20 protein-coding genes are annotated in these 26,073 nt (G+C 55.0%); 12 read left to right on the top strand and 8 right to left on the bottom strand.

Annotation, left to right across the window (positions count from 1 at the left end; translation table 11 throughout):
• Positions 1-263 precede the first annotated feature (263 nt).
• Both fdhA and BBA90_RS00540 read left to right on the top strand, forming a co-directional pair.
• The gene (gene fdhA, locus BBA90_RS00545) at positions 264-1,457 is read left to right on the top strand and encodes a formaldehyde dehydrogenase, glutathione-independent (protein WP_065647391.1); all 1,194 of its coding nucleotides are present in this window, start codon (positions 264-266) and stop codon (positions 1,455-1,457) included.
• Between the two features lie 133 nt (positions 1,458-1,590).
• Positions 1,591-1,896, top strand: a complete 306-nt coding sequence (locus tag BBA90_RS00540) for a HigA family addiction module antitoxin (protein ID WP_065647390.1) — start codon at positions 1,591-1,593, stop codon at positions 1,894-1,896.
• Between the two features lie 480 nt (positions 1,897-2,376).
• Here the strand turns inward: BBA90_RS00540 and BBA90_RS00535 are convergent, their stop codons facing one another.
• The 3 genes from BBA90_RS00535 to malT all read right to left on the bottom strand — a co-directional run bounded on the left by BBA90_RS00535 (position 2,377) and on the right by malT (position 6,618).
• Positions 2,377-3,108 (bottom strand): YoaK family protein, encoded by a 732-nt coding sequence (locus BBA90_RS00535; RefSeq protein WP_065647389.1) that lies wholly within the window; start codon positions 3,106-3,108, stop codon positions 2,377-2,379.
• A 200-nt stretch (positions 3,109-3,308) separates the two neighbouring features.
• Complete coding sequence (locus BBA90_RS00530; protein WP_065647388.1) at positions 3,309-3,836, bottom strand: phenolic acid decarboxylase; 528 nt, start codon at positions 3,834-3,836, stop codon at positions 3,309-3,311.
• Between the two features lie 79 nt (positions 3,837-3,915).
• Positions 3,916-6,618 carry an HTH-type transcriptional regulator MalT gene (malT, locus tag BBA90_RS00525; RefSeq protein WP_065647387.1) on the bottom strand — a complete coding sequence of 901 codons (2,703 nt, stop codon included), beginning with the start codon at positions 6,616-6,618 and terminating at the stop codon, positions 3,916-3,918.
• Between the two features lie 275 nt (positions 6,619-6,893).
• Here malT and malP point away from each other — a divergent pair, with 275 nt between their 5' ends.
• Together malP and malQ are read left to right on the top strand one after the other, a co-directional pair.
• The gene (gene malP, locus BBA90_RS00520) at positions 6,894-9,296 is read left to right on the top strand and encodes a maltodextrin phosphorylase (protein ID WP_065647386.1); all 2,403 of its coding nucleotides are present in this window, start codon (positions 6,894-6,896) and stop codon (positions 9,294-9,296) included.
• A 2-nt stretch (positions 9,297-9,298) separates the two neighbouring features.
• Positions 9,299-11,359: a 4-alpha-glucanotransferase gene (gene malQ, locus BBA90_RS00515; protein WP_430914159.1), complete on the top strand. Its 2,061-nt coding sequence runs from the start codon at positions 9,299-9,301 to the stop codon at positions 11,357-11,359.
• Positions 11,360-11,447: 88 nt separating this feature from the next.
• Here malQ and malM read toward each other — a convergent pair whose 3' ends face one another.
• The 3 genes from malM to malK form a co-directional block, all read right to left on the bottom strand.
• Entirely contained in the window at positions 11,448-12,359 is a 912-nt protein-coding gene (gene malM, locus BBA90_RS00510) for a maltose operon protein MalM (RefSeq protein ID WP_065647385.1), read from the bottom strand.
• A gap of 114 nt (positions 12,360-12,473) precedes the next feature.
• Complete coding sequence (locus BBA90_RS00505) at positions 12,474-13,775, bottom strand: maltoporin (protein WP_065647384.1); 1,302 nt, start codon at positions 13,773-13,775, stop codon at positions 12,474-12,476.
• A gap of 26 nt (positions 13,776-13,801) precedes the next feature.
• The gene (gene malK, locus BBA90_RS00500) at positions 13,802-14,926 is read right to left on the bottom strand and encodes a maltose/maltodextrin ABC transporter ATP-binding protein MalK (protein ID WP_065647383.1); all 1,125 of its coding nucleotides are present in this window, start codon (positions 14,924-14,926) and stop codon (positions 13,802-13,804) included.
• A gap of 361 nt (positions 14,927-15,287) precedes the next feature.
• On the opposite strand from malK, the gene malE reads away from it, so the two are divergent.
• The 8 genes from malE (at position 15,288) to uraH (ending at position 23,636) form a co-directional block, all read left to right on the top strand.
• The gene (gene malE, locus BBA90_RS00495) at positions 15,288-16,478 is read left to right on the top strand and encodes a maltose/maltodextrin ABC transporter substrate-binding protein MalE (RefSeq protein ID WP_065647382.1); all 1,191 of its coding nucleotides are present in this window, start codon (positions 15,288-15,290) and stop codon (positions 16,476-16,478) included.
• A 58-nt stretch (positions 16,479-16,536) separates the two neighbouring features.
• Positions 16,537-18,069, top strand: a complete 1,533-nt coding sequence (gene malF / locus BBA90_RS00490; RefSeq protein ID WP_065647381.1) for a maltose ABC transporter permease MalF — start codon at positions 16,537-16,539, stop codon at positions 18,067-18,069.
• Between the two features lie 9 nt (positions 18,070-18,078).
• A complete protein-coding gene (gene malG / locus BBA90_RS00485) occupies positions 18,079-18,969 on the top strand; it encodes a maltose ABC transporter permease MalG (protein ID WP_065647380.1) in 891 nt (296 codons plus the stop codon).
• A 458-nt stretch (positions 18,970-19,427) separates the two neighbouring features.
• Positions 19,428-19,559, top strand: a complete 132-nt coding sequence (locus BBA90_RS19565; protein WP_276203813.1) for a hypothetical protein — start codon at positions 19,428-19,430, stop codon at positions 19,557-19,559.
• A gap of 46 nt (positions 19,560-19,605) precedes the next feature.
• On the top strand, positions 19,606-20,817 hold the full coding sequence (locus BBA90_RS00480) for a YcaO-like family protein (RefSeq protein ID WP_065647379.1): 1,212 nt from the start codon (positions 19,606-19,608) through the stop codon (positions 20,815-20,817).
• Positions 20,805-21,647 carry a class I SAM-dependent methyltransferase gene (locus tag BBA90_RS00475; RefSeq protein ID WP_065647378.1) on the top strand — a complete coding sequence of 281 codons (843 nt, stop codon included), beginning with the start codon at positions 20,805-20,807 and terminating at the stop codon, positions 21,645-21,647. The genes BBA90_RS00480 and BBA90_RS00475 overlap by 13 nt, the downstream gene beginning before the upstream one ends.
• Positions 21,648-21,991: 344 nt before the next feature.
• On the top strand, positions 21,992-23,095 hold the full coding sequence (locus BBA90_RS00470; RefSeq protein WP_065647377.1) for an NADH:flavin oxidoreductase/NADH oxidase: 1,104 nt from the start codon (positions 21,992-21,994) through the stop codon (positions 23,093-23,095).
• A 127-nt stretch (positions 23,096-23,222) separates the two neighbouring features.
• Complete coding sequence (uraH, locus tag BBA90_RS00465) at positions 23,223-23,636, top strand: hydroxyisourate hydrolase (protein ID WP_065647376.1); 414 nt, start codon at positions 23,223-23,225, stop codon at positions 23,634-23,636.
• A 40-nt stretch (positions 23,637-23,676) separates the two neighbouring features.
• Here the strand turns inward: uraH and BBA90_RS00460 are convergent, their stop codons facing one another.
• Positions 23,677-24,915 (bottom strand): aromatic amino acid transporter, encoded by a 1,239-nt coding sequence (locus BBA90_RS00460; protein ID WP_065647375.1) that lies wholly within the window; start codon positions 24,913-24,915, stop codon positions 23,677-23,679.
• Between the two features lie 146 nt (positions 24,916-25,061).
• Positions 25,062-26,072 carry a Gfo/Idh/MocA family oxidoreductase gene (locus BBA90_RS00455; RefSeq protein ID WP_065647374.1) on the bottom strand — a complete coding sequence of 337 codons (1,011 nt, stop codon included), beginning with the start codon at positions 26,070-26,072 and terminating at the stop codon, positions 25,062-25,064.
• Between the last annotated feature and the right edge of the window lies 1 nt (position 26,073).

Here is a 26,073-nt window from a genome sequence, read left to right as displayed (position 1 = left end):
CCGTGCGACATTGTATTGCCATTTTGCGACATAACGCGTGTATATTAAATTTAATATCCGTATCTTTATGTAATTATTGATTTTTTATGTATGACTGCTTGTTGCATTCATGAAGCCAGTCACAACTCTGGCACACATAATCCATTCCCTGTTTAATTACGCAGTATTGCGTATTAGATTTAACGCGTCATCACTCTTTATTATCTTACGGTTTCGTAAGTGTCCGGCAGTTAATACGTATATCAACATATAATGGAGATTTTATGGGCGCAAATTCCAACCGCGGTGTGGTGTATCAGGGACCAGGTAAAGTCGAGGTACAGGATATTGCCGATCCGGTCTTTGCTAATCCGGCCGGAAAAAAGATTGGCCATGCCGTGATCCTGAAAGTGCTCTCCACCAATATCTGCGGCTCAGATCAGCATATGGTGCGCGGACGCACTACCGCGCCTGCGGGTATGGTGCTCGGCCATGAAATTACCGGTGAAATTATCGAAAAAGGCGCTGACGTTGAGATGCTTAACGTCGGTGACATTGTCTCAGTGCCGTTTAACGTTGCCTGCGGACGCTGCCGGTGCTGTCGTGAACTCGATACCGGTGTCTGCCTGACAGTGAATCCGGCACGGGCGGGCGGCGCGTTCGGCTATGTTGATATGGGCGGCTGGGTAGGCGGTCAGGCGAAATATGTCATGGTGCCGTATGCGGACTTCAATCTGCTGAAATTCCCCGATCGCGATCAGGCGCTGGCGAAAATTCTGGATCTGACCATGCTGTCAGACATTTTACCGACCGGCTTTCACGGTGCGATCAACGCGGGTGTGGGCGTCGGCTCAACCACCTATGTCGCAGGCGCCGGTCCGGTCGGCCTGGCCGCAGCGGCATCAGCACAGATCCTCGGTGCGGCGGTAGTGATGGTAGGCGACTTCAACAAAGAGCGTCTGGAACACGCCAGGAAAATGGGCTTTGTGCCGATCGACCTGAGCCAGCATGACCGGCTGGGAGAGATGGTTGCCCAGATCACCGGCACGCCGGAAGTGGATTCGGCTATTGACGCCGTTGGGTTTGAAGCGCGCGGCCATTCCGGTAAAGAGCAGCCGGCGGTGGTGCTGAATCAGATGATGGAGATCACCCGCGTTGCCGGTAATATCGGTATTCCGGGCCTGTATGTGACGGAAGATCCGGGTGCGCACGATAAATCAGCACAGGAAGGCTCGCTGAGCCTGAAGTTCGGCCTCGGCTGGTCTAAAGCGCAGTCGTTCCATACCGGCCAGACGCCGGTGGTGCGTTACAACCGGCAGCTGATGAACGCCATCCTGCACGATCGTCTGCCGATTGCGAAAATCGTTAATGCCAAAGTGATCCCGCTTGAAGAAGCGGCGCAGGGATACGCTCAGTTTGACGCAGGCGTAGCCGCGAAGTATGTGCTGGATCCGCATGGCATGCTGACGGCAAAATAGTCTGGTGCAGATAAACTTATCCGGCAAGGTGTAAGGCACGCGCAAATATGCGCTGTGCCTTACACGCGTTTAAGTGCGCATAATCATGATTATGTTAAATAAGGCGCCTTCTGAATTATGAGGATTATCATTAATGACTATGCACAATCCCCCCCACGCGAGTGAAATCATTGCCGATATTATGGAAGATCTTGAGATCGGTATCAGAGAGCTGGCGCGTGCTTTAGCGGTAGCTCCCTCCACCGCTTCAAGAATAGTATCGGGAGCAACAGCGGTAACGCCAGAGATGGCGATCAAATTATCGGCCGTAATTGGCAGTACGCCTGCGATGTGGCTGCGCATTCAGGCCGCTTATGATTTAGAGCGGGCAGCCAAAACTGTTGACCTCTCGGTTCTGAATACCAGCTTCAGGCCTGACCCGCTGCAGGGTGTCAACTGAAGCCTGTGGGCAACGTGAGCAGCTGGTGTTAATTGCTCATTACACTCCGTTATCACGCGCGCCGTTTCACTGAAGGCAAGAGCTTAAGCAGAACGATATATGTGGAACACGATATCTTTCTTCAGTTGCAACCTGCCTGCGGATGAACGCTGCAGGGAAAATCATTCGCGCGCGGCGTGTGTGTCCCGATACCTTACCGATCACGTTTGAATACTCTTCCGCGTAGTGTTTAGCGAGAACAGCGCCTGTTATTGCACAATCATCTTATGCCACTATAACTTCATATAATGGGACTTATATGAAGCTATAAAAACCTGGTGCCGGAATGATTGCAGACAGCGTGAATGGTGATGTCTAAAAAACCGGCAACGCTACGTGAATTCTGCGTGTGCTGGCAGTACTGTGTCCCTGCAGAATTCACCCAGCGTTGCCGGTTTTATCAGCAAACAGCAGCGCCGGAGCGCTGCATAATCTGCTCTGTTACCAAAAGCGCACGCCGGTAAGGTGCAGCGTGCGGGCGATACCGCCTGCTGCAATCAGTGACAGCGCGATGCCCAGCATCGCCATCGCGTCAAAGCCAAAGCGCCGGAACAGCAGATAGCCCGCCACGCACCCGGTCAGAAAAGAGAAAATCGTGACAAGGTGGGTATAAAGAAGTTTGCGATGCAGATGACGCTCGCCCGCTTCACTGCTGCTGAACGTTGCCCGCAGAAAAGAGCCCAGCGCAATACCGGCATCGGTCAGCGTACCGGTTACATGCGTTGAGCGTACACGACCGGAAGAGAGCTGGGTTGACGTGGAATTATGGATCCCCATCAGCAGGCCAAGCGTCACCAGAATTTCACCGTTGTTCCGTTCTGAGTACCACAGGATCTCCACGACTGATGTCAGCAGCAGAAGCAGACCTTCAGTGAACAGTACCTGACAAAAAATGGTCCTGATATTGCGCCTGAGCCCCCAGGCAACCGTCAGGCGGGCGATCATTGAGCCGGTGACAAATGCCAGGATTAACCCGGCCAGAAACAGCAGATCCTGCAGATCGGAACCTGAAACTTCAGCAGAGATTTGGGAGGTATTACCGGTCATATGGGAAGGGAAAAAGCCAAAAGCACCGAATGCCATGGCGTTAAGTATACCTGCAGTAGTCGCCAGCGTAAGCGCCAGCAGGCGATCTTCGCTGTGCGAACGTATCTTCTTTTTTCTCAGCAGCATCCTTCTCTTTCCTCGCAGCGTAAATGCAACACAATGTTAGCGTAGCGCACTATTCAGAATAGCGAAGTCTGGCCAGGATGCCTGTAACCAACTGCTTTTAATAGTTAATAATGTCAGAAAATGAAAATTTATATAGAAAACCGACATTGTCCGCCGTATGTGACGTTGTCACTTAAGAGCGGTAATGTCGGTGCCTGGCGTTATTTGTTATCAAAGTAATCTGCCGGCATTTGCCCGGGTGCCATGTTAATGACGGCATCATTATCCGGCCCCTCATTTTTCATGTAAGTGACCTGCGCAAATTCCGGGATAATGATATAAGGATAAGCGGGACCTTCATCGCGAAAACGCTGCATATCTTCAATAAATTCATTCTGATAACAGATGGTTTTTTCCGGGTGCTGCCCTTCTCCGGCGATCCACTGCGGGAAAAAAATCGTACCGTGAATAAGTTGACGATCAAGGTCAAAGAGCAGGCTTACGCAGGTGCCGGTGGGTTCATGCCAGTCAACTTTATAAATGCCGGGTGCAAATTGCACCGCATGCATTTTTTGATGAGTAACCCAGCGTCCCCCTACCAGTCCCTGATGAATGCGATAGTCGCAGGTTGTTGCGTTGCGGGCATACCACTCATATTTCCAGCCGTTGTCATAGGTATAAACAAAATGGGTTCCGATAAACGCGGAGAGATCGCCAGCCTGCTCTGTAGCGGATGCAACTGAACTCATGCTTCACCTCAGTATTGGTAAAAAAGCGTACTGATAAGGTATAGCGTGTAATGTGAGATTGCGTAATGCTTAATCGTTTTTACACATATCCCATCAGCCTGAGCATCGATCGCGCCTCGTGCATCGCTTCATTGCGATGCGTAACACCCAGTTTCTGATAGAGGTTACGGATATGGGTTTTAATGGTGGTGGCTGCTACATCAAGTTCGCCGGCAATCTGCTCATTACTGTAGCCGGAATAGATCAGGCCCAGCACCTGCCATTCACGCTGCGTCAGTGGACTGGTGCGTACCAGCTCCGGGACATCAGGATGATTGAGTAAACGGCTGACAAAGCCTTCATCAAAATGGGCAAACTTATGACGGTGATATTTGTTAATTTCGTGCAGAATACGGCGGGCGCGATGTTCATCTATCTCTTCCAGCACCGAAAGCTGTAACAGCTGCCGCAGCTGCTGCGCCATTATTTCGCCCTCAATAACAAACTGGCTGATAAAGCCTGTACTGCGCGCCAGCTTCAGGGCGGCAATCAGCACCCGCTGGGCATCAGGTTTGCGGTGAGTCTGCCAGTAAAGCTGATTAAGCAGCAGCAGGTTACTGTTAAAATCGCTGGTGAGCTGAAGCGCCTGCGCATTCTCATTGAGTTCATCCAGAATAACTTCCGCCTGAATCAGATCACCCGCCAGCAGCTGCGCCCGTGCCACATTGCGCCACTGCTCCTGCAGAAAGTGATTGTTGGCGCTGGCTGGCCGCGAGGTGATGCGCAGCCACTGGCTGGCGCTGGCAGTATCACTGGTCAGCTGCCAGTAAAGGATACGCGCTTTGTCCGCGTTGGCGCTCCAGTCGATATGCAATATACCGTTATTGAGCAGGTTCTCCAGCCGGGTGATGTGTGTCCGGGCATTATCCAGATTGCCCCGCGCCAGTGAGCACTGGATCAGTAGCCCCAGACACTGGATCTGCTGCTGCGGCGGAAAGCCGCGCAGTACCTGCATTCCCTCACGCGCCGCCTGTTCAGCGTCATCAAGACGGCCCCAGGCCCAGAATAACTGCGCCCGGATACGCAACAGAAATTCATGCAGCGGGAACTGGGCGAGATGCTGTTCCTGGACCAGACGAAACGCTTTCTCCTGTATTTCCCAGGCCGATTGCAAAAATCCCTGAGCAAATAAAATTTCACTCTGCTGGATCAGGCTCCATAACACGTAGTGCCAGGTCTCTTCATGCCGCGCCATCTGCTCTGTCTGACGCATCAGCGCCAGCGAATCAGCCAGCTCACCTTTGCAATGCATGACCTCACCGTGGACAGAGGTCGCGACAATGCGGCTATAGCTTTTCGAGGCCGGCAGCAGCTGCAGAGCGAGGCGGGCCAGCTGCGCGGCCTCCTCCGCATTGCCATCGTTAATCGCTACCTGAGCACGTATCGCATGCAGCTCGCCCTGCAGGGACGCATCCATCTCGCTGCAGCGCTGCTGTTCAAACTGCGCCAGCAAACTGTTGACTTCAGAAAAGCGATGCTGGCTCTGCATCAGCCACGCCTGTAGCAGCACCAGCTCTGGATTTTCCAGCAGTAGCGGCCACGGCAGCACCCGCAGTGAAGACTCCAGCAGCGCCAGTTCACTTTGATTGAACAGCGTCCAGGCGTGCTCCAGCAGTACGTCGCGCAGCATCTCAGTATCACCCGACGCCAGGGCATGGTGGATAGCCTCACCCGGAAAGCCCTGTATCATCCAGCCGCGCGCCGCAGCACGGTGCAGGGCCGGCAGCTCGGCGCTGAGTTCCCACTGACAGCGCTGGCGCAGAAAACTGCCGAACAGCGGATGGTAGCTGAACCACTCACCCGCATTATCCATGCGTTGCAAAAACAGCCCCTGCCGCTCAATCTCCTCCAGCCGCATGCGGCCATTATCTTCACCCGTGACACAGGTCACCAGGGCATCATTCATCGATCGCAGAAGCGCACTCTTCAGCAGGAACTGGCGGGTATCAGCATCGACAGTATCCAGAACCTCTTCTACCAGATAATCGGTAAGATGGCTGGCGTTAATACCTGATAAACGGCGTGCAGAGTCCTGAGCAGAGCCTGCCCCCTGCCGGGCTGAAATAGCAATAAGCTGCAGTGCGGTTGCCCAGCCTGCCACATCGTCGCACAGCTGGCCGCTCTCTTCACTGGCCAGAGGAGCCTGCAGGCGGGTATCAAAAAATTGTTTCGCCTCATCATGCGTAAAGGCCAGCTGCTGACTGCTCAGCTCCAGCAGCTGTTCACGTACGCGCAGGTTGGCGATGCCCAGCTGTGGCAGACCGCGTGACAGCACAACCAGCGTCAGATTTTCTGGCTGATGCTTCAGAAAAAAGCGCATCGCCTCATGAATAACCGGATTCGTAATATGATGATAATCGTCAATCACCAGCCAGCCCGGGCGCTGATAGTCGGCCAGCTCAATAAACAGCTGTGAGAACAGCGCGTTCAGATTCACGTAGTGTCGCTTCTGCGCCAGTGATTCACTGCGACTGCAGCTGCCCTGAGTGGCCTGCTGCAGCGCTGCAATCAGGTAGTCAGCAAACCGTTCTGGCTGGTTATCCCCCTCATCCAGCGAATACCAGCCGAGATCGCGCTTTTCTGCCGCCCACTGCGAAATCAGCGTGGTTTTACCGTACCCTGCCGGACTGGTAATTAACACCAACCGGTAAACGGCAGCGGCGTTCAGTTTCTGCAGCAGACGGCTACGGATCACCATAGTGTCATGGCGCACAGGACGACTCAGTTTTGACGGGATCAACATCGACGCACGCTCCTCCGTTAACGTCTGCGCAGTATTATTTTACGCTTCGTAATTATTCGACATACACGTTATCCATACGCGCATCTAATGCAAGCGAACTCAGCAGCGCGGCTTAACAAAAGCGAGGAGTATCACACTCCTGTCACGCTTTCGGAGTTTCCTTACCCTCTCCTCCCTCCCACTCCTCCTGCCGGAATCGTGCCGGGGAGGAGGAGAGGCGCAACCGGCGCAGGCAAACTACATACTGACCTCTTCCCTTGACGGATGCTTAAGCCATGACCCAGTTACCTTTTGATTCCGACCGTTTTTCTGCTGCACTCACGCGACAGTGGCAGCGCTTTGGCCTGCAGAACGCGCAGGCCATGAGCCGGCAACAGTGGTGGCACGCGCTGAGCGGTGCGCTGGCCGAACTGCTGGCCGAATTGCCGGCACAGCCGGCGACGGGACCGCAGCGCCACATTAACTATATTTCGATGGAGTTTCTCACCGGCCGGCTGACCGGAAATAACCTGCTTAATCTCGGCTGGTATCCGGCGCTGAATGACCTGCTGCAGCAGCAGGGGCAGTCGCTGAGCGATGTGCTGGAACAGGAGACCGATCCGGCACTGGGAAACGGAGGGCTGGGGCGTCTGGCTGCCTGTTTCCTGGATGCGATGGCAACCACCGGCCAGCCCGCTATCGGTTACGGCCTTAACTATCAATACGGGCTGTTTCGTCAGCATTTTACCGACGGCGCGCAGCAGGAACAGCCGGATGACTGGGGGCGAAATCGTTACCCCTGGTTCCGTCATAATGCAGCGCTGACGGTAACGGTGAGTCTGGGCGGTAAGGTGGAAACCGGGCAGGAAAAAAACCGCTGGATCCCGGCGTTTCAGCTGCAGGGCGAAGCCTGGGATTTGCCGGTTGTGGGTTATCAGAACGGTGTCGTGCAGCCGCTGCGCCTGTGGCAGGCGAGCCATGCGCAGCCGTTTGATCTGCAGCGTTTCAATAACGGCGATTTTTTACGGGCAGAGAAGCAGGGCATCGATGCAGAGAAACTGACTAAAGTGCTCTACCCCAACGATAACCATCAGGCGGGTAAAAAACTGCGCCTGATGCAGCAATATTTCCAGTGCGCCTGTTCGCTGGCGGATATCCTGCGCCGCCATCAGCAGGCGGGTCACCCTATTGAAACGCTGGCCGGGCACGAAGTCATTCAGCTCAATGATACCCACCCCACGCTGGCGATTCCGGAACTGATGCGCCTGCTGCTGGATGAATACGACTTTAGCTGGGATCGCGCCTGGCAGCTGACGCAGCGCACCTTCGCCTATACCAACCACACGCTGATGCCGGAGGCGCTGGAGTGCTGGGACCTGACGCTGTTCCGTACCCTGCTGCCGCGCCACATGATGATCATCAATACGATCAATGCGGCGCTGAAGCAGCAGGTTGAGGCGCAGTGGCCCGGCAATGCCGCCCTCTGGGCCAGACTGGCGGTGGTGCATAATCATCAGGTGCGTATGGCCAATCTCTGTGTGGTGACCTGCTTTGCCGTTAACGGCGTGGCTGCCCTGCACTCGAAACTGGTAACAGAAGATCTCTTCCCGGAATACCACGCACTCTGGCCGGCAAAATTCCACAATGTGACCAACGGCGTCACGCCGCGGCGCTGGATCAATCAGTGCAATCCGGCACTGGCTGCGCTTATCAACCGCAGGCTGGATACACCCTGGCTGACCGACCTTGACGCCCTGCGCGCGCTGGAGCCACTGGCAGAAGACGCGGCATTTCGTGCGGAATATCGCGCCATCAAACAGCAGAACAAGCGCGATCTGGCGCAGTGGGTACTGCATAAAACCGGCATTGTGATCAATCCGGACGCGCTGTTTGATGTACAGATAAAACGACTGCATGAGTACAAGCGTCAGCATCTGATGCTGCTGCATATCATTGCGCTGTGGCAAACGCTGGTGAGCGATCCGCAGGCCAATGTCACGCCACGCGTGATGCTGTTTGGTGCAAAAGCCGCCCCTGGTTATGCGCTGGCAAAAAATATTATCTATGCCATCAATAAAGTCGCCATGACGGTAAATGCCGATCCGCGTGTTGGCGACCGGCTCAAAGTGGTATTCATCCCGGACTATAACGTCTCTGTAGCAGAGAGGCTGATCCCGGCGGCCGATCTCTCTGAGCAGATCTCTACGGCCGGTAAAGAAGCGTCAGGCACCGGCAATATGAAGCTGGCGCTGAACGGTGCCCTGACCATTGGTACGCTGGATGGCGCTAATGTGGAGATTGCCCGCGAGGTGGGTGAGGAAAATATCTTTATATTTGGCCATACCGTGGAACAGGTCAGCGCGCTGAAAAAAGCGGGCTACGCCCCGGCGGTGTGGCGCAGGAAAGATAAACAGCTGCATCAGGTGCTGACCGCGCTGGAAGATGGCACCTTTAGCAACGGCGATCGCACTGCGTTTGACGCGCTGGTAAAAAGTCTCGGGGCGGAGGGTGGCGATCCCTATCTGGTACTGGCCGATTTCCGTCACTATCTTAATGCACAGCAGGATGCAGAAAAACGCTGGGCTGACAGCGAAGCCTGGACCCGCGCGGCGATCCTGAACACCGCACGCTGCGGTATGTTCAGCGCCGATCGCGCTATCCGTGATTATCAGCAACGTATCTGGCAGGCGGCGCGCTAAACATGACAATGACAACCCTTAACCCGGATACGCTGATTGCGCCGGAATATATTGACGCTCACGGCAAACCGCGGCGTATTCCCGCAGCTACCGCACAATGGCTGCACTCAGTTATACAGCCGCCAGTCGCCACGCCGTCAGCGCTGCCCCCGGTCGCGATTTTTCGTCACGGAGAAGCCGCCGTATTACAGCCGGTGCTGAGCACAGCGGCAACATGGGAGCTGACCAGTGAAGCGGGTGAGCGCTGGTCAGGTGAGTGTCAGCCTGATGAAACGCTGACGTTGCCGGCGCTGCCGGAAGGCTATCACCAGCTGACCCTGACGCAGCCGGTGCTGCTGTCGCGCTGCAGCCTGATTATTGCGCCGTCGCGCTGCTACGAGCCTCCTGCACTGCTGGCCGGCGACAAACTCTGGGGCTGCTGTGTGCAGCTCTATACGGTGCGATCGCAGCATAACTGGGGCATCGGCGATTTTGGCGATCTGCGCCGGATGGCAGCAGAAATCGCACAGCGCGGCGGTGCGTTTATCGGACTCAATCCGCTGCACGCTCTCTTTCCGGCCAATCCTGACGGTGCCAGCCCTTACAGCCCCTCTTCACGCCGCTGGCTGAACGTGCTCTATATCGATATCAATAGCGTGGAGGATTTCAGGCTCAGTGATGCGGCGCAGGCGTGGTGGCAGCAGCCTGATACGCAGCAGCGGCTTGCGGCCGCGCGTGACAGCGAGTGGGTGGATTATCCGGCTGTTACCGCGTTAAAGCTGGAGGGTTTACGTCTCGCCTGGCGGCAGTTCAGGCGACGTGCGCCGGATGAGCCGGTCATGCAGGAATTTGATGCGTTTGTGAAAGCGGGCGGGCAGAGCCTGCTGAGTCAGGCGCTGTTCGATGCCTTGCAGGCGCATCAGCGCGCTAAAAACCCCGCCCTCTTCGGCTGGAAAAGCTGGCCGGAAGCGTATCAGCACCCTGACAGCGCTGCCGTGCTGGCATTTCGCATTGAACACAGCGACGAGGTGCGTTTTTACCTCTGGCTGCAGTGGCTGGCTGCCTCTCAGTTCGCGGCGTGCTGGGCCGTATGCTGCGCGCAACAGATGCCGGTCGGCCTTTACCGCGATCTGGCGGTAGGAGTGGCTCAGGATGGTGCGGAGACCTGGCGCGAACGCGATCTCTATTGTCTTCAGGCCAGCGTCGGCGCGCCACCCGATATTCTGGGTCCGCTGGGGCAAAACTGGGGGCTGCCGCCGATGGATCCGCAGATCCTGACGATGCGCGCGTTTACGCCGTGGATCGAGCTGCTGCGGGCCAACATGCGCGACTGTGGGGCGCTGCGTATCGATCACGTGATGGCGCTGCTGCGCCTCTGGTGGATCCCGCAGTATGAGAGTGCCGCTGAGGGCGCCTACGTGCATTATCCGGTGGATGCACTGCTGGCCATTCTCGCGCTGGAGAGCCAGCGCCATCGCTGTATGGTGATTGGTGAGGATCTGGGCACCGTGCCGGAAGCGATTGTCGCTAAGCTGCGCGACAGCGGCGTCTACTCCTATAAAGTGCTCTACTTTGAGCAGACCGGAAAGCGCGCATTTCGGACACCTGAAGCCTGGCCACGGCAGGCAATGGCGGTGGTCACCACCCATGATATGCCCACGCTGCGCGGCTGGTGGCAGAGTGATGACTTAACCCTCGGCAGTAAGCTGGGACTCTATCCGGATAAAGCGATTCTGGCGGGTCTGTACCGCGAGCGCGCAGCGGCGAAAAAGGCGCTGCTGCATACGCTGCAGCAGCAGGGCGCGCTGGCGCACCGCTATCCGCGACAGCGCGGGCGGGCGCCCATGCGCCGCGCGATAAACCGGGCAGTTCACCGCCTGGTGGCCGCCAGCAACAGCGCGCTGCTTGGTCTGCAGCCGGAGGAGTGGCTCGATATGGAGCAGCCGGTCAACGTGCCCGGTACGGTTGATAGTTACCCGAACTGGCGCCGCAAGCTCAGACTGTCACTGGAGGCGATGTTTGCGGATGAGGGGATTACACATCTGCTGCAGGAGGTCAGCCGCATACGTCAGCAGCGCCCTTAATCAGACGCCCCGGACCGGGGCGTTTTCTGCAATAAAAAAGGTGCGCCGTAGCGCACCAGGTGCTGCAACTCAGCACTGCGGGGTGGTTTCACCCCTTGCCTTTTACACTGCTGATAAACGTTTGCCGCGCGGAGGTTGATCCCAGACGCTCGGCCTCATTCAGAAGTTTCAGCGCTTTATCAATGTTGCCCTGGCTGACCGCCTGACGGATATTCTGATTGAAGTAACTTTCGGTGTCGTTTTCCAGCGGCGCCGGTTTCACGACAGAGGCAGGACGCACGGCAGCAGGCGCTGGCGGCTGGGTATTACCAACCATAACCGGCGCTGGCGCTGATGAACCAAACAGCGGCCCCACCAGAATTGAGGATGCGGAACTGGTGGAGACGTTCAGCTTCAGCCTGCCGGTCTGGCTGTGTGTGGCAACCGGATCGGGAATATCAGGGACCGCATGGCCGGTGCCTTTCGCGTAGGCTTTGGCCGGGTCGACCAGCGTGGTGGTCTGTGTCAGATCGTTGTCGGTGGTAAAGACCAGCAGATGAATTTTCTGCTGTCCCGGTACCGGAGTCAGCTTCATCACGCCTTCAAGACGATCGGCGCTCATGACGCCCGGCTGCTGATAAGCAAAGAACTGCGACGGGAACCAGGCCGCCGGACGCAGGTTTTCATCAAGTACCAGAACATTAGGCGCGAACACGCGGTTGTCAGCGACCTCGCTGCTCAGCGTGACGGTCAGTTCACCCTGGTTAGCGGGCAGGCTATACGCTGCTACCGGACCACGGATACCCGGCAGAGCCTTTCCGCTGTCGCTTTCGCTCAGCAGAGTTGTCACCGCACGCGATGTATCAGCAGGTTGCCAGTTCAGGCGCTGCAGGCTATCGGGCGAAACGGCGGGTGCGGTAGAGAGATCCTGCGGCACCAGATTAATAGCAGCAACAGCGGGCAGCGTGGCGCTGGTCAGCAGCGCAGCGCTCAGGCAGAGCGCGGTAAGCGTTTTTTTCATCGTTTTATCTCTGATAGCGGGAGGCAGCGCCGGCACCAGGCAATGGCCGGCGCTGTCTAATCGGTGAGCCGCACCGGTTCGTGCGGCTATTCTGTTACAGGGGAACGCTGTGGCTTACCACCAGATTTCCATCTGTGCGCCAAAGCTCCACTCGTCATTGTCGCCCCGGCTATTGGTGAACAGGCCATTACCGGTGCTGTCAGCGGCGGCCAGCGTGGTCAGGTTACCCTCCGCATTTTTGCTGTAGCCCCACTTCTCATCCCATTTGGCATAGGTGGCAAACAGACGCAGTGCCGGACGGGACCAGATGCTGTCGCCCGCCTGCCACTGCTGGGCCAGGGTAATTTTGTACTGACCGTTGCGATCGCCAACCTGCTGCGACTTCACGTTGTCGTAGCCCAGCTCCAGCAGGGTGCTCATGATAGGCGTCCATTTGTACATCGGGCGCACGCCCACGGTATACCATTCGTTGCCGCGATTATTATTGAGGTCGGTGTTCTGATACATCGCGACGTACATCAGGTCCCAGCGCTCGGCCAGCGAGATGGCACCGTGATCCAGCACGCGATACATTTTGCCGTCGTTATTGATATTGGTGCCCTGCGGCAGCCCTTTACCCTGTGAGGTCAGCGCGTCCGTTGCGTACTGCAGCACAAACTTGTTGTAGCCTTTCAGCATGCTCTGCGTATGTTCGGCGGTGAAGAGCCAGCCATCTTTGGAGGCGCCATCCTCCAGGCGATAACCATCGCGTGCGTTAGCACGACCATAGTCAACGCCAAGTTCCAGCACGCCATCCGGGTTAGTCTCCAGGCCCGCCAGGCGCACATCAAAGACGTCGTTCGCGGTGCTGGTGGCGTAGTCACGGATGCGATCGCTGGAGAAGGTGTAGGAGCCGCCCGCTTCCGAGGAGCGCGTGGCGGCGAAAGAGAGTTTGCCGAAGCCGAGATCAACATCTTCAAGGCCCGCGCCCGGACCGGAGATATCCCAGTAGTAGAAGTCGATCATGTGCACGTCATGGCGCTGATAAAAGCGCTTACCGGCCCAGATGGTGGAACCCGGCAATGCATCGATCAGGTTTTTACCTTTAACGTTGGCTTCGCGAAATGCAGGTGAAGTGGCTTCCCAGTCATTCTGTTGCGAGACGGAATAGGCAACGTTGGTGTCAAAATAGAAACTCTTATCGCCCTCCTTCCAGACTTCCTGCCCAAGCTTAAGCTCGGCGTAGGTTTCACACTCGTTACCCAGACGGTACTTACTTTGTGCGCCGGTTGCCTGGAAGCACTGCTGTTCACCGCCGCTGCCGGTCCAGCCAATGCCGGAACGGGCGTACCCGGTGAAGTCCACCGCCATAGAGGAGGCGGACAGGGTGCCCGCAGCGATAGCGATCGCCACGGGGAGTTTGCGCAGAGTTATCATTTATTTATCTCCTGAGGTCATTGCTTTTATTGTTTTGCAGGGTATACACCAGGCTCCTGATGCAGCCTGCGACAGGCGCTTCCATCTTCACGAAACAGATGGCAGCGTTCCGGCGGCAGGCCGATGCCCATCAGGGCGCCCTCTTCTGCCAGCACCACGTCCTCCTGGCGATAGACCAGGTTTTGACGGATGGCGGGGATTTGAATGTGGATTTGCGTTTCATTGCCGAGCTGTTCAACCACCTGCACTTCACCCTCCAGCGTGACATCGGCGATGTCGCTGGAGAGCAGATGTTCAGGCCGGATACCCAGTGACATGTTGCTGCCAATCTGGACCCCGGTGCTTTCAACCGGCAGCCAGACCAGCTGATTATTGGGCAGCCGCACCTGAACCTGATCGATCGCAGTGGCGGTGACTTTTACCGGAAGAAAATTCATGCGCGGGGAACCGATAAATCCGGCGACAAAGCGATTGGCGGGGTAATGATAAAGTTCCAGCGGTTTGCCAACCTGTGCAATGCGCCCTGCTTCGAGCACCACAATTTTGTCAGCGAGCGTCATCGCCTCTACCTGATCGTGGGTAACGTAGATCATGGTGCGCTTCAGCCGCTTATGCAGCCGCGAAATCTCGATGCGCATCTGGACGCGCAGCGCGGCATCGAGGTTGGATAACGGCTCGTCCAGCAGGAAAACGCGTGGCTCTGCCACCAGTGTCCGGCCAATCGCCACGCGCTGACGCTGGCCACCGGAAAGCGCTTTAGGACGTCTGTCCAGCAGATGCGCCAGCTGCAGCACTTCGGCTACCTGATTTACACGCTGCTGGATCTCAGCACGCCTGACGCCGGCCAGCTTCAGGCCAAAGGACATGTTTTCAGCAACGTCCAGATGCGGATAGAGGGCATATGACTGAAACACCATGCCGATACCGCGTTCGGCTGGCGGCACCTCATTCATGCGCTTGCCGCCAATCAGCAGATCGCCTTTGGTAATGGTTTCAAGCCCGGCGATCATCCGCAGCAGGGTCGATTTACCACAGCCGGATGGCCCGACAAACACCACAAATTCACCTTCGGCAATCTCAAGATTGATATCTTTTGAGACTTCGGTTTCACCCCATGTTTTGGAGACATGACGTAACGCAACGCTCGCCATAATACTTTTCCTCTCAACGTACCCTGCTGGCTGCTATGGCCACTGGCCGATTCTGTGGCTCATCATGAAAGCCGCAAGCGTCGCTGACATCCTCCACCACAACGGGAATGTAAGGGGGATGAGTCAGGAGGAGGAGAACGAATAAATGCTGACGCTCAGCTGCGCACTAAAGAAATTTTTGTGAAGTCTGACGCAGAAAAGTGCGTGGGAAAGTGTGCGCCAGCCCATAAAAACCGCGGTTTTTGCGGGCACGATCACGCACTTATGCCCGCAGGCGTAGAGAGCAGGAGGATGAAACACGACGGCAGAACCTGACAATAAACGGGACGCTACTTTCCGCTTTCGTTTACAGGATGGACTTATGACAATGAAAACCGTCTCGCGCTTATTCGCTCTCTCCGCGCTCTCCGCTGTGCTGTTCTCTGCTTCGGCAATGGCAAAAATCGAAGAGGGAAAACTGGTTATCTGGATCAACGGTGACAAGGGCTACAACGGACTGGCCGAGGTTGGCAAAAAATTTGAGCAGGAGACCGGCATCAAAGTCACCGTGGAACATCCGGACAAGATGGAGGAGAAGTATCCGCAGGTGGCCGCCACCGGGGATGGCCCCGATATCATTTTCTGGGCCCACGACCGTTTTGGCGGCTACGCACAGTCCGGCCTGCTGGCAGAGATTTCACCCGATAAAAATGTGCAGGATAAACTGTTTCCCTTTACCTGGGATGCGGTGCGCTACAACGGCAAGCTGATTGGTTACCCGGTATCCGTAGAATCGCTTTCGCTCATCTATAACAAAGATCTGGTCGCTGAGCCGCCAAAAAGCTGGGAAGCCATCGCCGATCTGGATAAGCAGCTGCGGGCCAAAGGCAAGAGCGCCATTATGTTTAACCTGCAGGAGCCCTACTTTACCTGGCCACTGCTGGCGGCAGGCGGTGCCTACGCCTTCAAACCTACCCAGAGTGGATTTGATATCAAAGATACTGGCGTGGATAACGCAGGGGCGAAAGCGGGCATGCAGTTCCTTGTGGATCAGGTCAAAGCCAACGTGCTGAATGCGGATACTGACTATTCGATAGCAGAGGCGGCGTTTAATAAAGGGCAGACGGCAATGACCGTTAATGGCCCGTGGGCGTGGAGCAACATCGACAAGAGCGGTATCAACTACGGGGTGACCAAGCTGCCCACGCTTAATGGCAAACCGTCTAAAACCTTTGTCGGTGTACTGAGCGCCGGTATTAATGCCGCCAGCCCTAACAAAGAGCTGGCAAAAGAGTTTCTGGAAAACTACCTGCTGACGGATAACGGACTCGAAGCGGTTAATAAAGATAAGCCGCTGGGTGCCGTGGCGCTGAAATCGTATCAGGCCATTCTGGAGAAAGATCCGCGTATCGCCGCCACCATGAGCAATGCGCAGAATGGCGATATCATGCCAAACATTCCGCAGATGTCCGCTTTCTGGTATGCCATGCGCACCGCCACACTCAATGCGCTGAAAGGACGTCAGAGCGTCGACGCCGCGCTGAAAGATGCGCAGGCCCGTCTGAACAAGTGAACCTTCTCTGAAGCCGGCGCTGGCCGGCTTTTTATCAGCTGTTGAGGAATTCCGAATCATGTCAGGAAAAACGGAACGGTACAGCCGGATGCTGAAAGGCGCACTGGTTGGCGGCTGCTGTCTGTTAGTCGGCTATCTGCTGGTGCTGATGTATGCGCAGGGTGAATATCTGTTTGCGCTCATGACACTGATCGTCAGTGCGACCGGTATCTGGATTTATGCTAATCGCCGCGCTTACGCGTGGCGCTATGTCTATCCGGGGCTGGCCGGCATGGCTATTTTTGTGCTGTTTCCACTGGCCTGTACTATCGCTATCGCGTTTACCAATTACAGCAGTACCAATCAGCTTTCGCAGGAACGCGCGCAGCAGGTGCTGCTTGGCAGGCAGTATCAGGATGGCGCAGGACTGAATTTTGCACTCTATCCGGCCGATCGGCGCTGGCAGCTAGTGCTCAGCGACAGCAGCAGCGGTGAGCGCTACGTTTCCACGCCGTTTGATTTGGGTGCCGCGCAGACCCTGACGCTGCAGCAGGCGTCGCTGCCCGCCACGCAGCGCGCCACGCTGAAAGTGATCACTACGCACCGCCAGGCGCTGAGCCAGATCCGTGCCCGGTTGCCGGATGGGCGTGAACTGGTGATGAGCTCGTTACGCCAGTTCTCGGGTACCCGCCCGCTGTATGTTGCAGAGCGCCAGGGTGTGCTGAAAAATCAGCAAACCGGCGTACGCTATCAGGCTAATCCCGATACGGGTTTTTACCAGCAGATAGCTGCCGACGGCAGCTGGAACAGTGAACAACTTAGCCCGGGCTTTACGGTCAACGCAGGCTGGAAGAATTTTGCGCGCGTTTTTACCGATGAAGGGATCCAGAAACCGTTTCTCGCCATTTTCGGCTGGACGCTGATCTTCTCTCTGGTCACGGTGATCCTGACCGTTGCAGTGGGCATGGTGCTGGCCTGCCTGGTGCAGTGGGAGGCGCTGCGTGGTAAGGCTATCTACCGCGTGATGCTGATCTTGCCTTACGCCGTACCGGCTTTTATCTCCATCCTTATTTTTAAGGGCCTGTTTAACCAGAGTTTTGGCGAAGTTAACGTCATGCTTAATGCGCTGTTTGGCGTCCAGCCTGCCTGGTTCAGCGATCCAGCGCTGGCGCGTACCATGCTGGTGATTGTGAACACCTGGCTTGGCTATCCCTATATGATGATTTTGTGTATGGGGCTGCTGAAAGCCATTCCGGACGATCTCTATGAAGCATCGGCGATGGATGGCGCAGGTCCGCTGCAGAATTTTTTCCGCATTACGCTGCCGCTGCTGCTTAAGCCGCTTATGCCGCTGATGATCGCCAGCTTTGCCTTCAATTTTAATAACTTTGTTCTGGTGCAGCTGCTGACTAACGGCGGGCCGGATCGCATCGGTACTACTACGCCTGCTGGCTATACCGATCTGCTGGTTAACTATACCTGGCGTATTGCGTTTGAGGGCGGCGGCGGACAGGATTTTGGCCTGGCTGCGGCTATTGCGACGCTGATTTTTATGCTGGTCGGGGCGCTCGCCGTCATTAACCTGAAAGCTGTGCGCATGAAGTTTGACTGAGGAAAAATTATGGCAATGGTTCAACCCAAATCGCAAAAGCTTCGTTTGCTGCTGACGCATCTGCTGCTGCTGGTTTTTATTGCCGGCATCCTGTTTCCGCTGCTGATGGTGGTCGCTATTTCACTGCGTTCCGGCAATTTTGCAACCGGATCGCTGATCCCGGATCAGATCTCCTGGGAGCACTGGAAACTGGCACTGGGCTTCAGCGTTACCCATGCAGATGGCAGCGTTACGCCGCCGCCCTTCCCGGTACTGCTTTGGCTGTGGAATTCAGTGAAAATCGCGGCGATTAGCGCGCTGGGTATCGTCACGTTATCCACCACCTGCGCCTACGCTTTTGCCCGCATGCGTTTTGCCGGCCGCGCAACCTTGCTGAAAGGGATGCTGATCTTTCAGATGTTCCCGGCGGTGCTGTCGCTGGTGGCGCTGTATGCGCTGTTTGACCGGCTGGGACAGTATATCCCCTTCCTCGGCCTCAATACGCACGGCGGCGTAATCTTTGCCTATCTGGGGGGCATTGCGCTGCATGTCTGGACCATTAAGGGCTATTTTGAAACGATTGACGGCTCGCTGGAAGAAGCGGCTGCGCTGGATGGTGCCACACCGTGGCAGGCGTTTCGTCTGGTGCTGCTGCCGCTGTCAGTGCCGATTCTGGCCGTGGTGTTTATTCTGGCCTTTATCGCCGCAGTGACCGAAGTGCCGGTTGCCTCGTTACTGTTACGGGACGTTAACAGCTATACGCTGGCTGTTGGCATGCAGCAATATTTAAACCCACAGAATTACCTCTGGGGCGACTTTGCCGCCGCCGCGGTGTTGTCTGCCATTCCTATCACGCTGGTGTTCCTGCTGGCACAGCGCTGGCTGGTCAGCGGCCTGACAGCAGGCGGCGTCAAAGGCTAACCTCTTCATCATTGTGTGACCTCGCTGCCCCGGTGTTTAACCACCACTGGGGCGTTTGACGGCCTCAGGGCCGTCTTTTTTTTGGTGAGAAAGGCAAAACAACAGATTTTATCCCAATATATTTCCTTGTATCAGACTTAGAGATGATTGATTTATGCAACTTAATCAGGAAACTTTTTAATAAAATATACGGATGCCAGCATAATTACAGCTTCTGATATTTCCTTAACTATCAACCAGTCAGAAAACGTTTTTAAAAGAGATGGTTTGGTTTTTCGGTAATCAGACAATTTCAGATCAATATATGCGCAAGAAACACTAATAAAATAGCAAAAACCTTCAATAAACATACTTTGATCTGGCGCACATATTTATTATTTGCGATTTGAATTTAAAATTCTCATAAATTAAATATATTTATACCGCAATCGGCGGTTTATTAATAAAGGAATATGAACATGGGATATTTAAACTCAGGCATCAGCAACAGCAATAGTGAAAATGCAAACAAAGCTGTACTCACTATTGAAGAACAGGAAGTATTAGCATCCGTCTCACAGACGGATGAAGAGAGTCAGTCTGAAGACTAACCTTTCAGCGGCACATTATTGTGCCGCTTTAATATGGACATTTATCATGATTATCCTGCCTGAAAGATCTGTCACCCTTACCAGGTCAAGAAAAGCGATAGAACGTTATTTTTCCCGCCAGAATATACAGATCAAAAATGACAACTTTGGCAATACGCTTTCAGCTACGGTTACACTGTTAAATAAGGGGAGTAACACCAGACCGATCGCTGGCTGCGGTAAAGGCTATGCAGAGGAAGCCAGCGTTGGTGCACTCTATGAAGCTTATGAACATTACAGAAGCTTTCCGGCACTCAGAGAGAAAAGCAGGTTATATCCCTTCAAGTCAGTCATTCAGCAGGCAGAACTTCGCGGGATATTGCCATTACCTATTCTTGCGAAATCATTACCCGCCAAAATTGCAGCAGTGGAATTTACAGATAAAAAGGGTAGTGCGTCACTGCTCTGGCCTCTTTTTTTAACGAATTGCGAATATTTCAGCCATATCATTCAGGGAGACACTACAGACTATAGCGCAGCGCGACGCTATACCAGTAATGCAGGTATCGCTGCGGGTTATGGTTTTACTGAAGCAGCGATTCACGCCATCGGGGAAATAATAGAGCGGCACTGCACAGGTCTCCTGCTGGCAAAAACGTTTTTCTACGGTACACAAAAAGAGATCCGACTGGTTAATACGGACTCACTGCCCCCTGCATCTGAAAAAATATTCAATGATGCTCAGTCTGCCTTAGAGGATGAAATTAAAATTATTGATGCTTCAGAACCGTCACTGCCTCCTGTTTATCTTGCTTACTGTAAGAGTAAGCCACGCATGGGGATAAACATCTACGGCGCTGGCTGTTCACTTTATGCCGACCATGCGGTTGCCAGGGCTATCAAAGAACTGGTCCAGCTGCATAAACTGGCCGATAATTTCACTTACTTCACTGAGGAGCTGGAAAAACACCAGCAAAACCTGAGAAAGCATAAAAAATTATATCGCAGCCTTGTTGCCGATTTTAGCAGCTTCGCTTCCGTCAGCGTTGACCTGCCTCAGAAACGCGTTGAACTGAATCTGCAAGAGCACCTTCACTGCCTGACAACAATGTGCGAAATGGCCGGGTTGCCTGTATGGCTTAAAGAGATAGACAGCGATCCTGCCGGCGTGTCACTGGCCTGCGCCGTCATGCCTGGTATGGAGCGATTCGCCCTGGTCACATTAGGTAACGTCGTTATTCCCTGCCGGAATGATCAGGATCAGACATGCGTAAAATAATCTACATTCGGGTCCCGAATCGCGAGCGGCATGATATTTTTATCATGACAACAAAGGAATCACTTTTTGCCGGCATACGGACGCCATTTATTCACGACACTGCCTATAGCATCATTCTTCCCGGGATGATACGCGGCATACTCATTTCGCTGGATGAAACTAAAGATGAAATAACCCTTGGCATCAGAGTGCCGGACGATCCGGCGTGGCGTGAAAAATTACTCCCCGCCTGCCCGGATTATAATATTCACTTTCCGTGGCCGCCGCTGGATGACCAGGGTAATGAGGCTATATGCCCGGAATCATTCTGGAACCAGATGGCTGATACGCCGGAGAAGCTGGACAGGCAGGAAGCGCATTTCCGGGTACATACTCTGAAATTGCTTCAGGATATCGCTTTTCCGGGGTGCCGTGTGTTTGACCCCGCCTGCTCTACCGGAGCATTTCTTGCCTCATTAAAACAGCAACTTCCCCGGCTAAACTATTTTGCTGCAGATCGTGCTGAAAAAATGGTTGTAAAAGCCAGGCAGCAGCTTCCGCATGTTGTACACAGCGACTTTATGCAAACCAGTGACCGTACCAGGTTCGATATCATTTTTTGCCGCTTTGCTAATCATGAAGTGATAAGACACGATCAGACAGCCCCTGTTATTGATAAGCTGATTACGCTGCTTAACAGGAAAGGTTACGTAATTATCTTTGGCCATACCCCTGTAAATATTGATATTGCTGACTATGTAAGGGGCAAAAACATTGCTCTTAAGATGACAAGCGGTTACAGCGAACGCTTTGCCGGTTTTTTCCAATACTACTTATTGCAAGCAACATAAAAGACCGGATTGCTGTCAGGAGTAAACCAGCATTGCCCTGCCATCCGCGCCCGGTGTCATTATGGCCAGCGTTTCTGGCCGGATCCGCAGGATGCCGCTGTATATCGTTAGCTCTGCTCGTTCAGATGTAAGCCTTCGTTTAGCGCCCATCTGTGTTCCTGTCAGGCGATACGATTGCTGTGGTCTCATGTAAAATAGTTAAATTGAATAAGTATGTTGTAACTAGGATGTAGTTTTTCCCGCTTTAACGCTTAGAAACAGAATCCCTGCATCGCGTAACCTCCGTTTGCTCATGACCATCTACACTTACTTCACCTGAGATCCCCTGAAAACATGAGGTTAAGATGAGTCTGTTATTTAGCGCCACAAAACTGGGACAGCTCTCGCTGGAGAACCGCATTATTATTGCGCCGATGTGTCAGTACTCCGCTGAGGCGGGTAAAGCTACTGCCTGGCACCGTATCCATCTGGGGCAGCTCGCCCTCTCCGGTGCCGGCCTGCTGATTATCGAAGCAACAGCCGTTGAGGATATCGGCCGCATATCACCGGGCGATCTGGGATTATGGGACGATGAGACCGAAGCTGCGCTGGCCAGCGTGGTGAAGGATATCCGTCCATGGGCCACATTGCCGATAGGTATTCAGCTGGGTCACGCAGGGCGCAAAGCCTCCTGTGCCGTACCCTGGGAAGGCGGCGAGCAGATCTCTGCGCAACAGGGAGGCTGGCAGACGGTGGCACCTTCCGCCGAGGCTTATCAGTCGGGTGAACAGGCGCCACATGCCCTGAGTAAAGAAGAACTGATGCGTCTGAAGCAGGCCTTTGTTGATAGCGCACAGCGCGCGGTGCGCATCGGAATTGAACTGGTTGAACTGCATGCCGCTCATGGTTATCTGCTGCATCAGTTTCTTTCACCGCTCAGTAATAAGCGCGATGATGAGTATGGCGGATCGCTGGAAAACCGCATGCGCTATCCGCTGGAGGTCTTTCAGGCGATACGTGATGCCCTGCCAGACTCAGTGCCGGTGGGCGTGCGTATTTCAGCCACTGACTGGGTAACCGGCGGCTGGGATAATGAGCAGTCTATTGCGTTCAGCCAGCAGCTGGCCGCCGCAGGCTGTGCGTATATTCATGTCTCAAGCGGCGGGCTGTCACCCGATCAGGAGATCGATATCGGCCCAGGCTACCAGCTCTCGTTTGCGCGCGATATCCGTAAAGTAGTGGATATCCCGGTAATTGGCGTCGGACTGATAACCGATCCGCAGCAGGCAGAACAGGCCCTGCATACCGGCGATACGGACCTGATCGCGCTGGCACGCGGTATGCTCTGGGATCCGCACTGGCCGTGGCACGCCGCCGCTGAACTGGGCGCTACCGTCAAAGCCCCGCCGCAATATTTGCGTTCAGAGCCGCACGGCCTGAAAGGCACCCTGGTACAGAACGGTAAATAATCCGTTGCGGCAGGCTGCCCGCCTGCCGCTGCTTTCTGGGAAATTTCACAGATTGCGGCCAGAGTAAGGCGCTCCGGCCTTTAACCTTTATGCTTCATTTCACGCATTCACATTAAAGGACGATGAAATGAAACCTCAACACCTTCTGCTTTCTGCTGTATTACTTTGCACTGCTGGCGTCGCCGCCGCTGATACCATGAAAAATCCGGTCAGCGTGCACGTGCTTAATCTGCAAACCGGTATCCCTACTGCGGGTGTAAAAGTGGAGCTGGATCAGAAAGCAGGCGATAACTGGACAGAGCTGGCGGAAGCCACCACGGATGCGCAGGGGCGGATCCCGGCACTTTATCCAAAAGATAAAATGGCGCAGTCAGGTATTTATCGTGTGGTGTTCAAAACCGGGGAGTACTATAAGTCGGTTAATCAGCAGACTTTCTTTCCGGAAATTCCGGTGATATTTAACCTGGAAAAAACCGATCAGCATTACCATATCCCGCTGTTGCTGAGCCAGTATGGTTACTCAACCTATCGCGGTAACTGATATTCAAAACGCGCTGGCTTCAGACCAGCGCGTTCTCATTTCAGCTCGCGCCAAATAACGGCAGCCAGTCCAGCCAGCTCAGCAGCCACGCGGCGATGTTCAGCACACCAAACAGTACCACCAGCGTAATCGCCAGCGGAGATTTTTCATGCGTGGTGAAGCGCTGCCCTGCCCGCCACGCCAGCAAGGCCGGGATCAGAACTGCCCACAGGGTTGCAAACAGACCGGCGTAACCAATAGCCGCCACGAACCCGTGTGGCCAGAGAATGGAGGCCAGCAGCGGCGGCAGAAACGTCAGCAGCGCCGTTTTTACCCGTGCTCCGGGTGTATCTCCCCATCCCATCCGGTCGGCAACAAAGTCGAACAATCCTGCCGTGACGCCAAGAAACGACGCGATAACCGCAAAATGAGAGAAGAGCGACAACATCAGGCTTAATGCCGGCACCTGCAGATGAGTACCTAAGGCCGCCATCAGCGCGGCGATGTCACCGCCCTGCGCAACAATAGCCGGAAACGCGCTGCGCGGCAGATTACCCATCGTACTGACGATCCAGAACAGGTAGAGCGCCAGCGATATCAGCGTCCCGAGCAGCAGGGCACGCGCGATCCTGCGACGGTCGCGCTGGTAATAGCTGACCAGACCGGTGATGTTACCGTGATACCCGAAAGACGCCAGGCAGAACGGCAGCACGCCAAACGCATAGGGCCAGTACGCGCTTCCTTCTGGCGCTGGCTGCAGCAGCGAGCCGCTGTCAACCTGCATCAGCAGTCCGCCAAATAACAAAATAAGCAGTGCAATTTTTGCCACCACGCAGAAGGTCATCAGCCGGCTCACGCCACGCGTACCAAGCAACACCACCACTGCAACCAGCAGCGTCAGCGCAATTTTTGCACCGGCCGTTGTGAGCGGTACGCCCAGCTGACTGAGGGAGTGCTGATAGACCGGACCGCTGGCGGAAATATAGGCGTAAGTCAGAATCCCCAGTACAAACAGGATGCTTAAACCGTTAAGTATCGCCCAGCCGCGTCCCAGCAGATCGCGTACAAGGGTGTCATAGCCTTCCCCGGCTGCATAATGCAGGCTGACCCGCATAAACAGCAGACCGGAGAGCAGCATAGCGCCCCAGCTGATAAACAGCAGCAGCACGCCCCAGCCAAACCAGCTTCCTGCCATAACAACGGGTAGCGTAAACATGCCGGCACCCACGACGGTGCCACAGATGATCATAGCGCCCCACCAGACTGAGGGCTGGCGCGACGTGAGTTGAGGTACTGACATTCAAACGACTCAGAAAATTAGCAAAGGCGGGATGATACACATCATGTACTAGTATGTAGAGCACAAAGCGAAAAAAAGATTGCGGCGCCTGTAATCAGGCGATGACAGTAACGCGCCCGTAAGCCAGGCGCGCAGATTAGGCAGGATTACTGATAAAAAGCCGGACGGAGCGGCATGGTAATCGGAACAATGTCACCACTCTTTTGCGCCGCGACGCAGGCGTCTGCTGCCACCGCCGCCGCATAACCATCCCAGGCAGAAGGCCCGGTCAGCTCGTCTGCAAGGACATTGTTAATGAACGCCTGCAGCTCCACATCGTAAGCATCAATAAAGCGCTTTTTCCAGTCGGTCAGAATGGCCACAGAGAGCGATGCGTTACTGCGCGTCTGTACCGCCATCGGTTCCGGCAGCCGGGCAATGCCGCTTTCTCCCACCACTTCACACTGAATGTCATAGCCGTACTGGCAGTTAACAAAAATTTCAACGTCGATGCGTGTACCCTGCGCCGTTTCCAGCAGGACAATCTGCGGATCTTTCAGATGTGAACTGGCGTGGCGCGTTTTGCGTGGCCAGATCACCTGTGCGCTGACGTAATCGTCATTCAGTAACCAGCGCAGCACATCCAGCTCATGAATCAGCGTATCGGTAATCGCCATATCTGTTGTGTAACTGTCACCGACTTCCGGATTGCGATGTGCACAATGCAGCATCAGCGGCGCGCCAATTTCACCGCTCTCCAGCACCTGCTTTAACGCACGATACCCGCTGTCATACGGGCGCATAAAGCCGACCTGCACGCGTTTTTTACCGCCGGCCATCTCCGCTTCAACAATATTCATGCAGCCCTGCGCTGTGACCGCCAGCGGTTTTTCACAAAACACAGCCTTGCCTGCTTTGATTGCGGCCAGCACAAACTCTTCATGTGTCGGTCCCCAGGAGGTCACCAGCACGGCCTGTACGTCGGGCGCATTGATCAGGTCGTGCGCGCTGTCGTAGATCTCTGCCTGCAGCTGCAGCGCAGCTGCTACTTCTTCGCACTGACGGCGATCGATATCATTCAGCGCTACCACGCGCGCGTTCTGCAGCACCTGACTGCAGCGCCGGATATGTTCACGGCCGATTGCACCGGTACCAATTACGCCAATATTGAGTGTCATA

Source organism: Pantoea eucrina, from assembly GCF_001691555.1.
Classification (GTDB): domain Bacteria; phylum Pseudomonadota; class Gammaproteobacteria; order Enterobacterales; family Enterobacteriaceae; genus Pantoea; species Pantoea borealis.
The sequence above is the reverse complement of the archived record's forward strand: the minus strand, read 5'-3'. Positions and strand labels throughout refer to the sequence as shown.

Bases quoted from the DNA above. Each gene is read 5' to 3' on its own strand.
- fdhA (WP_065647391.1), top strand. From the start codon at position 264: ATGGGCGCAAATTCCAACCGCGGTGTGGTGTATCAGGGACCAGGTAAA.
- BBA90_RS00540 (WP_065647390.1), top strand. From the start codon at position 1,591: ATGACTATGCACAATCCCCCCCACGCGAGTGAAATCATTGCCGATATT.
- BBA90_RS00535 (WP_065647389.1), bottom strand. From the start codon at position 3,108: ATGCTGCTGAGAAAAAAGAAGATACGTTCGCACAGCGAAGATCGCCTG.
- BBA90_RS00530 (WP_065647388.1), bottom strand. From the start codon at position 3,836: ATGAGTTCAGTTGCATCCGCTACAGAGCAGGCTGGCGATCTCTCCGCG.
- malT (WP_065647387.1), bottom strand. From the start codon at position 6,618: ATGTTGATCCCGTCAAAACTGAGTCGTCCTGTGCGCCATGACACTATG.
- malP (WP_065647386.1), top strand. From the start codon at position 6,894: ATGACCCAGTTACCTTTTGATTCCGACCGTTTTTCTGCTGCACTCACG.
- malQ (WP_430914159.1), top strand. From the start codon at position 9,299: ATGACAATGACAACCCTTAACCCGGATACGCTGATTGCGCCGGAATAT.
- malM (WP_065647385.1), bottom strand. From the start codon at position 12,359: ATGAAAAAAACGCTTACCGCGCTCTGCCTGAGCGCTGCGCTGCTGACC.
- BBA90_RS00505 (WP_065647384.1), bottom strand. From the start codon at position 13,775: ATGATAACTCTGCGCAAACTCCCCGTGGCGATCGCTATCGCTGCGGGC.
- malK (WP_065647383.1), bottom strand. From the start codon at position 14,926: ATGGCGAGCGTTGCGTTACGTCATGTCTCCAAAACATGGGGTGAAACC.
- malE (WP_065647382.1), top strand. From the start codon at position 15,288: ATGACAATGAAAACCGTCTCGCGCTTATTCGCTCTCTCCGCGCTCTCC.
- malF (WP_065647381.1), top strand. From the start codon at position 16,537: ATGTCAGGAAAAACGGAACGGTACAGCCGGATGCTGAAAGGCGCACTG.
- malG (WP_065647380.1), top strand. From the start codon at position 18,079: ATGGCAATGGTTCAACCCAAATCGCAAAAGCTTCGTTTGCTGCTGACG.
- BBA90_RS19565 (WP_276203813.1), top strand. From the start codon at position 19,428: ATGGGATATTTAAACTCAGGCATCAGCAACAGCAATAGTGAAAATGCA.
- BBA90_RS00480 (WP_065647379.1), top strand. From the start codon at position 19,606: ATGATTATCCTGCCTGAAAGATCTGTCACCCTTACCAGGTCAAGAAAA.
- BBA90_RS00475 (WP_065647378.1), top strand. From the start codon at position 20,805: ATGCGTAAAATAATCTACATTCGGGTCCCGAATCGCGAGCGGCATGAT.
- BBA90_RS00470 (WP_065647377.1), top strand. From the start codon at position 21,992: ATGAGTCTGTTATTTAGCGCCACAAAACTGGGACAGCTCTCGCTGGAG.
- uraH (WP_065647376.1), top strand. From the start codon at position 23,223: ATGAAACCTCAACACCTTCTGCTTTCTGCTGTATTACTTTGCACTGCT.
- BBA90_RS00460 (WP_065647375.1), bottom strand. From the start codon at position 24,915: ATGTCAGTACCTCAACTCACGTCGCGCCAGCCCTCAGTCTGGTGGGGC.
- BBA90_RS00455 (WP_065647374.1), bottom strand. From the start codon at position 26,072: ATGACACTCAATATTGGCGTAATTGGTACCGGTGCAATCGGCCGTGAA.